Genomic DNA, 13,248 nt, shown 5'->3' on the forward strand with positions numbered 1-13,248 from the left:
ATCAAACATTATGGCTGGAGTCAATAAAGTAATATTGGTCGGACACCTTGGTGCAGACCCAGAGGTGAAACATCTCGAAGGAGATAAGGTGGTTGCAAATCTTCGTTTGGCGACAACCGAGGCGTACAAAGACCGGAATGGCAACCGTATTGAAAGCACCGAGTGGCATGATTTGGAAGTGTGGGACGGTCAGGCGAGAATCGCCGAACAATACCTAAAAAAGGGTATGCAATTGTATGTGGAGGGAAAAATCAAATCCGACACATGGCAAGACGAACAGGGAAACAATCGGAAGAAAGTCAGGATTAGGGTTCAGAATTTCACCATGCTCGGGGGCAAGCCGGAGGGGACCGGCGGTACTGGCTCTTCGACAGGCGGCTATGCTCAAAAACCATCCGGAGGAGAGATGCCACAGGTGGCAGATGCATCCATGGACGATGATGATTTGCCCTTCTAAATCAATTTGTTGAAGAATTGAGTTTGATTTCGCTATTTTTGCGCATATCATCTTCACGCTTTAATGGACGATCCATACCCGAGTCTTATATTGCTGGCGGAAATGAACTCCATTTCTGCCAGTTATTTTGTTATCAACGCAATCATTTTCATATTGCTACTGATTGCTTCCGGTCTCATATCCGGCTCAGAAGTTGCCTTTTTTTCACTCAATTCCGATGATATTGCAGCAATGGATGAAGAGCGTAATCCACGCGCTCGAAAAGTGATTCAGCTCGTTGATCATCCGAAGTCGCTCCTCAGCACGGTCCTTATACTCAATAACCTCGTCAACATCGCGATTGTGACACTGACGACTTTCGTGACTTGGACGGTTTTTGGCTCGGGTGCTACGGGTATAGTCATCGTCCTCATCCAAACCATTGGAGTGACTTTTGCGATTGTTTTTTTCGGGGAAATCGTGCCCAAGGTGTATGCCACAAAGGCCAAGGTCCCGTTTTCTTTGATGATGGCGCCATTTATCTACTTCTTTTCCGTGCTTGTAAGGCCGCTTTCATTTTTCCTGATGGGTATCAGCAATGTAATAGAAAAAAGAATCCAAAAGAAAGGTTACTCACTTTCGGTTGATGAACTTAACCAAGCACTTGAAATAACCTCCGACGACACATCAGAGGAAGAAAAAGAAATCCTGAAAGGAATTGTGAATTTTGGCACCCTGGCCGTCAGGCAGGTAATGAAGTCAAGGCTGGAGATTACAGCCGTGGAATACGGGACCGATTTCCACGAGCTCATGGACAAGATCAACAAGAGCGGGTATTCCAGGATTCCGGTTTTCCGGGAAACGATCGATAATGTCGAAGGAATCCTTTATATCAAAGACCTTCTTCCACATGTCGATGAGGATGAGCACTTTGAATGGCAAAGCCTTATAAGGAAGACCTTGTTTGTGCCGGAAAACAAAAAGGTAGATACGCTTTTGAAGGATTTTCAGCGCAAGAGAATCCACATGGCCATCGTCGTGGATGAATATGGCGGTACCTCGGGTCTTGTGACATTGGAGGATCTCATTGAGGAAATCATCGGGGAGATCAATGATGAATTTGATGACGTGGATGACTTTTTCTTTAAGGAAATTGACCCGAACACATTCGTGTTTGAAGGCCGGATTTCTCTGAATGATTTTTGCAAAAAGCTGGAGATTGACCCGCAGATATTTGAAGAAGTAAAGGGAGAAAGCGAATCACTGGGCGGTCTGCTCCTGGAAATCAATTCTGCACTTCCGAAAAATGGCGCAAAGCTGGTTTTTGAAAACTTTGAATTCACCATATTGGCGGTGGATACCAAAAAGATCAAGAAGGTTAAAATTAGACTTTTAGATGGTGAAAAGGACCACGATTCCAATCACATGGATTAGGGTGTATAAGCGAAACGTGAAAAAGATTCTTGGGCTTGACTGGGTTTTTTCCAAATGTTTGGTGAATGGACTCAGTTAGCGGAATGATATCTAACTGCGGCGGCAAATTTCTGATTTTTCTATTTTTTTTATTCTGAGAATCGACATTATTCAGAATAATATTCCATATTTTTATCTAAATGACATTTAATATAAATGTAATGAACGAATCCGCCACATAAAATCACAGAAAAAAAATTCGAAAATTTTTTGCGAAACCCTCATTTTGGGAATTCTTCTCGGTTTAAGTAAAAAGAAGGAATTTTTGGACCGTTATTCGGCAACATTTTGTCTTTTTTTGAAAAAGAGGTATCAAAAAATGGCAAATGTTAATTTTTTGAAAATTCAAACAACAGTGATTTTATGTGCAAACTGTGCATTTTTATACCTATTACATTATTGCAATTTTAAAAAAAACAAAATTTTTTGTAATATTCGCAACTTATTCTCAAAAACCTATTAAATCTATTTGTAATGAATCAAGGACTATATCGGGAGGAATTTGAGCGTGATTCCTGCGGCATAGGTGCGGTAGTAAATGTCAAAGGCCAAAAAAGCCATGAGACGATTTCCGATGCATTATATATGCTAAGCAATATGGAGCACAGGGGAGGAAGAGGTAGTGATCCCAAAACCGGCGACGGTGCGGGGATACTGATTCAAATCCCACACACTTTTTTGAGGGACGTCACTTCAAGGGCTGGGTTTAATCTACCCGAAGAAGGACAATATGGTGTCGGAATGACATTTTTTCCAAAAAACAGGCAGTTGTTTAAACGCTCCAAAGAGCTGCTTAATAAGATTATAGAAGAACTGAATTTTGAGTTGATAGGCTACAGGAATGTACCCGTGGATGAGACTGTCCCGGGATCCGGGGCATTGGTAGTGATGCCGAATATCGAGATGGTGTTTGTCCGTCACAAGGCAGGCCTACGGGATATTGAACTTGAGCGCAAACTTTATGTGCTCAGAAACTACGCTTCCAAGTGTATCAATAATGCGGTACCTGGGGTTAACTCAGAATTTTATTTTGCAAGCTTTTCTGCTTTTACACTCATTTATAAGGGCCAACTGAGGACTGACCAGGTTTTACCTTTCTTCAAGGACCTGTCGAACAAAAATATAACCTCTGGTTTGGCGATCGTGCATTCGAGGTTCTCGACCAATACTTTCCCAAACTGGCGGCTTGCACAGCCATTCCGATACCTATCCCACAACGGGGAGATCAATACGATCCGCGGGAACCTCAACAAAATGAAATCCAAAGAGACGCTTATGCGCTCCGCGAATTTCTCGGATGATGAACTTGCTAAGCTAATGCCTATTACCAATAAGGCCAATTCGGATTCCGCCAATTTGGACGCAATGGTCGAATTGCTGACCTTGAGTGGTCGCTCTTTGCCACACGTGATGATGATGATGGTGCCCGAGGCTTGGCAGGACAATCAGATGATGGACAAGGACCGAAAGGCATTTTACAAATTCCACGCTTCGCTCATGGAGCCTTGGGATGGTCCAGCTGCTTTGCTTTTTACGGATGGGAAGTCCCTTGGAGCTACATTGGACCGAAATGGGCTAAGGCCGCTTCGGTATTTTATCACCAACGATGACAGGCTGATACTGTCCTCTGAGGCTGGTGCTTTGCCGATACGCGAGTCCACCATCAAAGAGAAAGGCCGCATCAGCCCAGGAAGGATGCTTTGGGCAGACCTTCAAAAAGGGAAGATTTCCTTCGATGAGGAAATCAAATCCTCTGTATGTGATAATAAACCCTATGAAGATTGGGTACGCGAAGAAAGGCTCAAGCTCAGGATGATGCCAGATCCTGAAAAATTGGAGCACCCATATTCCACGGAGGACATCAAAAGGAGACAGACGGTTTTTGGCTACACTTCCGAGGATCTAAAAGTGATTTTGACACCGATGGGGGAAACAGGTTATGAGGCCGTCGGGTCCATGGGTGCGGATACGCCGTTGGCAGTATTGTCGAAGCAAAGCCAACACATATCTAATTACTTCAAGCAGCTTTTTGCCCAAGTAAGCAACCCGCCGATCGACCCAATCCGGGAAAGATTGGTGATGTCGCTATTTACAAGAATTGGGGAAAGCCACAATATCCTCGCAGAAAGCCCACGCCATACGCGTCAAATCCATATTTCCCAGCCTGTGTTGCTCAACGAGGATTTGGAGAAAATCAAACATTTGGAAGACCAGGGCTACCGTACCGTGACGCTTTATGCACATTTCGATGCAGATCATCAGCCCGGAAGGCTTTTGGAGGCATTGAACCAACTGTGCCGGGAGGCGGAGGGAGCGATCTACGCTGGTAAAAACATCATTATCATCTCCGATCGCAACAGTACGGAATCCAAAGCTCCGATTCCAAGCCTCTTGGCTATAGGCGCTGTTCATCACCATTTGGTGAAAAAGAAACTTCGCACCAGGGCAGGGCTTGTTGTAGAGGCTGGCGACATCCGAGAGACACACCATTTTGCGACCGTCATCGGCTACGGTGCTTCGGCGATCAATCCTTACTTAGCGTTGGAATCCTTGCTTTATCTCAATGAAAAGGGAGCCTATGCAAAGGATTTGCCCCAAAGCCAGCTTTTCTACAATTACCAAAAAGCAATCGGGAACGGCCTTTTGAAAGTGCTGTCCAAAATGGGCATCAGTACGCTTCAGTCTTACCAAGGCGCCCAGATATTTGAAGCGCTTGGATTGGGCCCTGAGGTCATCGACAGGTGTTTCAAAGGCACGATCAGCAGGATTTCGGGAATTGGTTTTGATGAGCTCGCCGAGGAAGTCTTGGTGAGACACCACGCGGCCTACCAAACGGAGAGTCCGATCTTGGAATCGGGTGGTGTGTACCAATGGAAAAGACGGGGCGAAATGCACCTCTTCAATCCGGAGACTATCCACTTGCTGCAAAAATCCACCAAGCTCAATGATTACGGGCTTTACAAGAAGTTTGCCCAGAAAATCAACGAGCAAACCAAAGATGCTTTGACCCTCAGGGGACTTTTTGAATTCAAGAAAAGGATTTCGATTCCAATTGAGGAGGTCGAGCCGGTCGAATCCATCCTCAAGCGCTTCGCGACAGGCGCGATGTCCTTTGGCTCCATTTCACATGAGGCGCATTCTACATTGGCGATAGCCATGAACCGTATCGGCGCCAAAAGCAACAGTGGGGAGGGAGGTGAAGACGAAATCAGATTTGCGCGGAAAGAAAACGGAGACTGGGAAAGATCTGCTATCAAACAAGTAGCTTCCGGTAGATTTGGCGTCACGAGTAACTACCTGACACACGCAGAGGAGCTCCAAATCAAGATGGCACAGGGAGCGAAGCCTGGAGAGGGAGGTCAGCTTCCCGGACACAAAGTGGACGACTGGATCGGGCGTGTAAGGCATTCTACGCCCGGCGTCGGATTGATTTCCCCACCGCCGCACCATGATATTTACTCGATTGAGGACTTGGCCCAATTGATATTTGACCTTAAAAATGCCAACCGAAAAGCCCGCATCAATGTCAAATTGGTCGCGCAGGCGGGGGTTGGGACAGTCGCAGCCGGCGTGGCCAAAGCCATGGCCGATGTGATCTTGATCTCGGGTGCCGATGGAGGTACCGGGGCTTCACCGCTGAGCTCGATTCGGCACGCGGGTTTGCCTTGGGAGCTGGGCCTTTCGGAAGCCCATCAGACCTTGGTGAAAAATAATCTCAGAAGCCGGGTTACGCTACAAACCGACGGTCAGTTGAGAACCGGGAGAGATATCGCTATAGCCACACTTCTCGGAGCCGAGGAATGGGGCATTTCTACTGGAGCACTGGTGGTCGAGGGCTGCATCATGATGCGAAAATGCCATCTGAATACCTGCCCGGTTGGAATAGCGACACAGAATCCAGAGTTGAGGAAACTATTCACCGGAGACCCAGACCATGTCGTTAACTTCTTCCGATTCCTGGCGCAGGACCTCCGGGAAATTATGGCTTCACTTGGGTTTAGGACGATCAATGAAATGGTCGGTCAAAGCGATGTATTGAAATCCACTGGCCATCTGAACCATTGGAAATGGGACAAGCTGGATCTTAGCCCGATTTTCCATAAGGTCGAAGTTCCTGACCATGTGGGTATCCACAAGCAGATTGACCAAGAATTTGAGTTGAAAAACGTCCTTGACAGGCAGTTGATCCAGCAAGCGATACCCGCATTGGAGCAGGCAAATGAAGTGCGTGGCCATTTCAAAATCGCCAACACGGACCGAACAGTCGGGGCCATGCTTTCCAATGAAATCTCCAAAATCTACGGAAGCCCTGGATTGCCCGACGATACGATTCACTACACCTTTGTGGGTTCGGCGGGACAGACATTTGGTGGTTTCCTGACCAAAGGAGTGACTTTCGAACTGGAAGGCGAATCCAATGACTATTTTGGGAAAGGGCTTTCCGGCGGTAAATTGATTATTTACCCAAGCCGAAATGCAACTTTCAATGCCTCGGAAAACATCATCATCGGCAATGTGGCCTTTTACGGAGCTACTTCCGGCGAGGCTTATATCAACGGCAAAGGTGGGGAACGTTTCTGCGTCAGAAACTCCGGCGTACAGGCTGTCATCGAAGGTATTGGAGACCACGGCTGCGAATATATGACGGGTGGATTGGTGATCAACCTCGGTGAAATCGGCAGAAACTTCGGAGCCGGAATGAGTGGTGGAATCGCCTATATCTTGAAGGATTACATTCACTTGATCAATCAGGAAATGGTCGATTTGGATCCGCTCAATGAGGATGATTTTGTGACGATCAAAGAACAGCTCAACAAGCATGTTTCCCTGACAAGAAGCCAACTGGCCGATGAATTTCTTCAGAATTGGAATGAATACAGGGAGAAATTCATCAAGGTCATCCCGAGGGATTACAAGGAAGTATTGAGAAAAAGGGCATTGCAGAAATCTACAACATTGGTATAAGATGGGAGCGAAAGAGGGTTTTATCCAATTCAAAAGAGAACTACCGGAGTCTAGGACTCCGGAGGAACGTATCCACGATTACAAGGAAATCTACAAGCCATTTGATGCCGAAAAGCTCAACCATCAGGCGGCACGCTGTATGGACTGTGGGATCCCGTTTTGCCATCAGGGCTGCCCACTGGGCAATATCATTCCGGAGTTCAACGACGCCGTATACCGCAATGAATGGGAGGAAGCGTTCCACATCTTGCGCAGCACCAATAATTTCCCCGAATTTACCGGCAGAATATGTCCCGCTCCTTGCGAGGGGTCCTGCGTCCTCGGCATCAACAAAGATCCAGTCGCAATCGAGTTGATCGAGAAGAACATTGCAGAGAAAGCTTATGAACTCGGGTTCGTGAAGCCCAGGATTCCTGTAAAAAGGACCGGTTTCAAAGTGGCAGTCATCGGTTCGGGCCCGGCGGGCTTGGCCGCGGCGGATCAATTGAACCAGGCAGGGCACGAGGTGACCCTTTTCGAAAAGGATAAAAAAGTCGGCGGATTGCTCCGATATGGAATCCCTGATTTCAAATTGGAAAAATGGGTCATCGATCGCAGGATAGCCGTGATGGAACAAGAAGGTGTGATTTTCAGTACCGGAACTGAAGTTGGTTTCAATATCAAGGCTGATAACATCCTGAGGAACTTTGACGCAGTCGTACTTTCTACTGGCGCCCAACAGCCCCGAGAATTGAAAATCAAAGGTGCCAATTTGAAAGGAGTGCATTTTGCGATGGAGTTTTTGGGTAAACAAAACCAGGTCATCGGCGGTGAAATAGCCAAAAACCCAATCTCCGCAACCGGAAAACACGTCATCGTCATCGGTGGTGGTGACACGGGCAGCGACTGCATCGGAACCTCCAATAGGCACGGCGCGGCGAGCATTACCCAACTCGAACTTCTACCAAAACCTCCCAAGCAGCGCACAGAGCTGAATCCTTGGCCGGAGTGGCCAATGACCCTGAAAACCTCCAGTTCCCATGAAGAAGGTGCCGAGCGGTTTTTCTCCATTTTGACAAAGGAATTTGTTGGCAATGAAAAAGGGGAAGTGACCGGGCTCGTACTGGTGGATATCGTATGGAAAGAGAAAGGCGGCAGGATGCAATTTGAGGAAGTTCCGGGTACTACGAGGACATTGCCTTGCGATCTGGCATTCATTGCGATAGGTTACGCAGGGCCAGCGCAAAATGGATTGTTGGAAGCCTTTGGTGTCCAAACGATGGAAAACACGCTTCCAAAATCCAAAGAGTACCAAAGTACCAACAAGAAAGTATTCCTCGCCGGTGACATGCGGCGTGGCCAGTCATTGGTAGTATGGGCGATTTCGGAAGGTCGGGAAGCAGCTGTCAAGGTGGATGAATACCTCATGGGTTCCTCTGCACTTCCTCGAAAAGATGAAGGATACTATGAAGTGGAGGAGGAAATACTCAAAGATTGACGTTAACACAATAACCCAAAATAAAGAGTAAGCGTGATAATAAGTTTAGTTTGAGATGGCCCTTCTTGGGTCACCAAAAGCAAAAGAGCAGGTTCTTGGCCTGCTCTTTTTGATTGTATTAACTTATTGTGGTGTATCTGGGACAATACTGCTTTTTCCTTCGTCTTCAAAATATATTCAATCTGTTTGGCTATGAATACTATTCGGTTACTCGCTTTCTCAGTATTGATTTTCCTGTCCCTTTCCTGCATCAGTGACGATGATGATGTTGAACTTATTCACCTTTTGGGAACTTGGGAAAGAGGATCGCTACACGAAGAGACAGGTTTGGATTTTGTCATGGCCTACACCTTCCATGAGGATGGGACTTTCGAGCAAAAATCGATCGCCCGTCAACCGAATTCCGCGATCGAATCAGGCTTTAATTCGATTGTAAGTGGAACTTTTGAGCTCAGCGGAAACAAGCTAACGCTCAATGAGACGGATTGGCTCGGTCTCCCGGAAGGCACAGGGCGGTGGTATGTCTCAGGCGAGGAATTGGTGGCATTCGAGTGGAACAGGGAGAGAAATGTCACGGTGAAGCTTAGGGAAAGAAAATCCCAGTTGGAAATGGATTTTGGTCCATGCGGTCCAAATGTCCTTTGCGCCGGCCCGTTAACCTTCTACAAAGTGAAAAGGTAACCAAACCGTAGTTGGCGTAGCGGATTTCCCATGAAAGAATTTCAAGGTGGAGGATGTTTTATCTACATTCCTGCGATTCGCTGGCGTAATAGCGCTCATTGCCAACCATCAACTGTTCCTCTACAAAAATAAGGTTGACAGTCAATGGCTTCAGGTTTTTCTTCGAAAACTCGAGCGTCATTACCGCTTGGCTTCCTTCGCCTTCCACCCGCCATGTGCCTGACATGCGACCTTTGTATTCAGGATTTGTGTCTCGCAATAGGCCTTTTTTCCGAACCCGGGCACTGAAACTGCCATCTCCGCACAAGTTGACTTCAGATTGTTTTTGACCACCCAAAATTTGGTCGTAGGAGACCATCAGCTTGTTGGACAAAAACGCTTTCCAGTCAAAATCTTCAAATGGATCAATGATTCGAGGTGAATCAAAGGTGCCCGAATTCAAGAATTCGAAGGCAGCGCTTTTGACCAGACTGGTATTTTCCTCCAGCGAAACTGCCAAAACCGTAATACAATAGCCCTTGTCACCGCATCGGATAGCAGCAAAGCCGCGGTAGTTTTTGTTGACAAAATTGCCCGTAGCCTTCACGTCGCCGAAAAGAAGGCTTCCTTGAACATTGGGATTTTCTGCCACCAGCGTCAGTGTTTCCGTTACTTTTACACCATTTTTCCACTCCTCGGCCAGCCGATTGAGATCGGTTGTCTCCCTGCCAAACACATACATCTCGCCAAAGAAGCCGCTGTTTGCATTTAGGAGGAAAACCTCCGTTTCCCTTGGCAATGCCCCCACCCATCCATCAGGTACTTTGGAGGTAAAGCCAAAAGTCGGGGCATAAATCTCCTCTCCAGAAGCATACAGCCTTCCTGGCTGAAGGCGGGTTTTGGAGGTTTGGCAAAGGCCACTCACTGCTGGGAAAAAGCCCAGCAGTAGCAGCAAAAAGGGAATGGTCTTATTCATAAACTCAAATATAAGCGATATTTCTTGGCATCTCTCGCGGCAAAACTATCGCGCTAATGGTCTTCAGTTCGTTCGGGAGCAAGCTGGATTTTCTCGGGAGATCTCCACAGGGCGGACAACAGCAATTCTCGCATGAATAGGAATTCTTTTGGAATCTTGTCGTAGGCTTGTTCGAAAAGTTCACTATGGCCAAGAAGTTCTTTTTTCCAAGGCTCCCGTTCGATCAGCATGATTTCTTCGAAATCATCCTTTGTGAAACCGTCCAATCCATGCCAATCCATGTCTTTGTACCTTGGCCTCCAGCCGATAGGGCACTCCACAGCAGAAATTCTTCCCTTACATCTACCCAAAATCCACTTCAGGACACGCATGTTATCGCCAAATCCCGGCCATACGAAGTTTCCATCCTTGTCTTTTCTAAACCAGTTGACACCAAAAATCCTTGGAGCGTTTTTCAAATCCCTTCCAAATTGGAGCCAATGGTTGAAATAATCACCCAAGTGATAGCCCAGGAACGGTAGCATGGCGAAGGGATCCCGTCGCACTTTACCGATTTCGCCAAATGCCGCGGCCGTCATCTCAGAACCCATCGTGGCCGCCATGTATACGCCAAAGCTCCAATTGAACGCTTGATAGACAAGCGGAACAGTGTTGCTCCTTCTGCCTCCAAACACAAAAGCTGTGATCGGTACACCTTCTGGATTTTCCCATTCGGGATCGATAACCGGGTTTTGGTAGGCGGGTGCGGTAAACCGGGAATTCGGATGTGCCGCGGGTTTCCCGCTGTTTTTGTCATAAGGCTGTCCATGCCAATCCGTCAAGCCGTCCGGTACCTCCTTGGTCATACCTTCCCACCAAACATCTCCGTCGGCAGTAATCGCCACGTTGGTGAAGATGGTGTTGGACTTAATGCTTTCCATGGCGTTGGGATTGGTCTTATAATTGGTGCCGGGGGCGACACCAAAGTATCCCGCTTCGGGGTTGATGGCGTGAAGCCTACCGTCCCTGCCTTTGTGTATCCAAGCAATGTCATCACCCACAGTCGTGATTTTCCATCCGTCCAGTTCTTTTGGCGGGATCAGCATGGCAAAGTTGGTCTTGCCACATGCGCTCGGGAATGCCGCTGCAATGTAACTTTTCTCCTTCTCGGGGCTTTCTACGCCCATGATAAGCATGTGTTCGGCGAGCCAACCTTCTTCCCTGCCCAAGGAACTTGCGATACGAAGCGCAAAACACTTCTTGCCCAAGAGTGCGTTTCCACCATAGCCACTGCCGTAGGAAATGATCAATTTCTCTTCAGGGAAATGGGTGATATACTTGACGGTAGGGTTGCAAGGCCACTTCACGTCTTTTTGGCCGGGCATCAAAGGTGCGCCAAGCGTGTGGATACATTTCACGAAGTTTTCGTCGAGGTAAGGCATTACCTGCTTCCCGATTCGGGTCATGATCCTCATGTTGATCACCACATATTCGCTGTCAGTTATTTGGACACCGTAGCGGGCAAGTGGCGAACCAACAGGACCCATGCAAAACGGAATCACAAAAAGCGTCCTGCCCTGCATGCTTCCCTTGGTTAGGTCGTTGAGGATGTTCTTCATTTCGGAAGGATTCATCCAATTGTTGGTCGGGCCGGCGTCTTCCTTCCTTCGGCTGCAGATATAGGTTCTATCCTCCACCCTGGCGACGTCGCTTGGATCGGAAAAACAGGCGTAACTATTGGGCCTCTTTTCAGGATTCAGTTTGATAAATGTGCCTTTATCTACCAATTGTTGGCAAAGCGCGTCGTATTCTTCTTTGGAGCCATCGCACCAATGAACTTTCTCGGGTGTAAAATGGGCCTCCATTTGGGCCACCCAAGTTTTCAATTCTAATTTTGCCTCGGTAATCATGATTGAATGGGTTTAATTTTTAAAAATATGCCAAAATTTCTCGCTTTTCGGGATTCATCTCTATTTCCCGAGATCAAAGTTACCATTTTTGGGGAAAGGTCTCGTTCGTGGTATGATGATATAAATCCTTGAAAAGGCTGATAAATGTCAGAAAAGGGGAAGTTCAAAATAGGCCAAAAACAACTTGGCCAAGGTCAGTTAACTTTTTCCTCACCTTTCCATTTGAACGGGGTGAGGTCAATACTCGACTCTCCACGGGTCATTTGTTGTGCAATCGCTTCTCCTAATCCCGCAGAGTGCTTGAAACCATGCCCACTGCAGGGTGAGGCCACGATTACTTCGGGAAAATCCGGCAACGCATCTACCACAAAATAGGCATCCTCCGTCATGGTGTAAATGCAGACCTTTGACTCCTTGACTTCGGGAGTTACAAAATTTAGCCTTCCGGCAATCTTTTCCCGAATAAAATGCTGCTGTTCCTCGACAGATACGTCCCTTGACAAGGTATCCGGATGCTTGCTTTCCCTGAAAGACTCCGACGCCACCTTGACCGTCCTACCATCCAAAGAGGGAAATCCGTAGATAAAGTCCTCTGCCCCCTTGCCGAAGCCCCACATGAACACGGGCATCTTTCCGTTGGCGAACTTGCCATTTTCGATCGGAAGCCAATGGAGAATCTGTCTACATATCTTGAAATGCGTCTTATGGCTTGGGGGGAGAAAATCCTTTACCCAAGCACCAGTGCTTAAAACAACCCGCTCTGCCCAAAATTCCCCCTGATTGGTGTGGATGCTGACGCCGCCATTGGATGGAGCAATTCCGAGTACTTTGGTGTGTGTCTTCACGATGGCATTGTTTTTCTCTGCCAGCTGGATTTGGGTTTTAACGGCGAGTTCCGGGATCAAATAACCTGCACTTGGTTCGAAGTAAGCCATGCCACTAGGTTCTAGCTTAAACTCCGGGAAATGGCTGACCAGTTTATTTTGATCCCAAACTTCGTGGGCAATACCCATCTGTCCGGCAAACTTGACGGTGCGGTTGAAAAATCCCTCAGAACCGTGTTTTGACCAGGCACTTCCGCCCGAATCCATCAACAATCCCCCGACCTGATGCATGATTTGTATGCCGGTCATAGCTTTGATTTCCTGCCAGATTTCATGGGAGCGCATGACCAAGGGTACAAAATCAGCGCCTTCGCCGACTGCCAAACGCGTGATTCGTGTCTCTCCATGGGAAGAGCCCATGGTGTGTGGCGGTGAAAACTGGTCGATACCAAGTACTTTTTTCCCGGATTTACTGAGTTGCCAAAGGGCGGCGGAACCGAGGGCACCCAAGCCGATGACCGCGAAGTCGAATGAATGCTGGTTCATAG

The 13,248-nt window shown here is 47.5% G+C and carries 8 protein-coding genes; 5 read left to right on the plus strand and 3 right to left on the minus strand.

Translation table 11 applies throughout. From position 1 onward, the window contains the following. The first annotated feature begins 10 nt into the window (after nt 1-10). From L0U89_RS01620 to L0U89_RS01640, 5 genes are all read left to right on the plus strand, one after another. A complete protein-coding gene (locus L0U89_RS01620) occupies nt 11-457 on the plus strand; it encodes a single-stranded DNA-binding protein (RefSeq protein WP_234859911.1) in 447 nt (148 codons plus the stop codon). A 63-nt stretch (nt 458-520) separates the two neighbouring features. Continuing rightward, complete coding sequence (gene gldE / locus L0U89_RS01625) at nt 521-1,870, plus strand: gliding motility-associated protein GldE (protein WP_234859912.1); 1,350 nt, start codon at nt 521-523, stop codon at nt 1,868-1,870. A gap of 513 nt (nt 1,871-2,383) precedes the next feature. Continuing rightward, nucleotides 2,384-6,874, plus strand: a complete 4,491-nt coding sequence (gltB, locus tag L0U89_RS01630; protein ID WP_234859913.1) for a glutamate synthase large subunit — start codon at nt 2,384-2,386, stop codon at nt 6,872-6,874. A gap of 1 nt (nt 6,875) precedes the next feature. Next, on the plus strand, nt 6,876-8,351 hold the full coding sequence (locus tag L0U89_RS01635; protein ID WP_234859914.1) for a glutamate synthase subunit beta: 1,476 nt from the start codon (nt 6,876-6,878) through the stop codon (nt 8,349-8,351). A 192-nt stretch (nt 8,352-8,543) separates the two neighbouring features. After that, nucleotides 8,544-9,032, plus strand: a complete 489-nt coding sequence (locus L0U89_RS01640; RefSeq protein WP_234859915.1) for a hypothetical protein — start codon at nt 8,544-8,546, stop codon at nt 9,030-9,032. A gap of 58 nt (nt 9,033-9,090) precedes the next feature. Here L0U89_RS01640 and L0U89_RS01645 read toward each other — a convergent pair whose 3' ends face one another. The 3 genes from L0U89_RS01645 to solA form a co-directional block, all read right to left on the minus strand. Further along, complete coding sequence (locus L0U89_RS01645; protein ID WP_234859916.1) at nt 9,091-9,987, minus strand: hypothetical protein; 897 nt, start codon at nt 9,985-9,987, stop codon at nt 9,091-9,093. Between the two features lie 53 nt (nt 9,988-10,040). Beyond that, on the minus strand, nt 10,041-11,876 hold the full coding sequence (locus L0U89_RS01650) for a phosphoenolpyruvate carboxykinase (GTP) (RefSeq protein ID WP_234859917.1): 1,836 nt from the start codon (nt 11,874-11,876) through the stop codon (nt 10,041-10,043). Nucleotides 11,877-12,070: 194 nt separating this feature from the next. Next, nucleotides 12,071-13,246, minus strand: coding sequence for an N-methyl-L-tryptophan oxidase (gene solA / locus L0U89_RS01655; protein WP_234859918.1), 1,176 nt, complete (start codon nt 13,244-13,246; stop codon nt 12,071-12,073). Between the last annotated feature and the right edge of the window lie 2 nt (nt 13,247-13,248).

The organism is Mariniradius sediminis (assembly GCF_021491425.1).
Classification (GTDB): domain Bacteria; phylum Bacteroidota; class Bacteroidia; order Cytophagales; family Cyclobacteriaceae; genus Mariniradius; species Mariniradius saccharolyticus.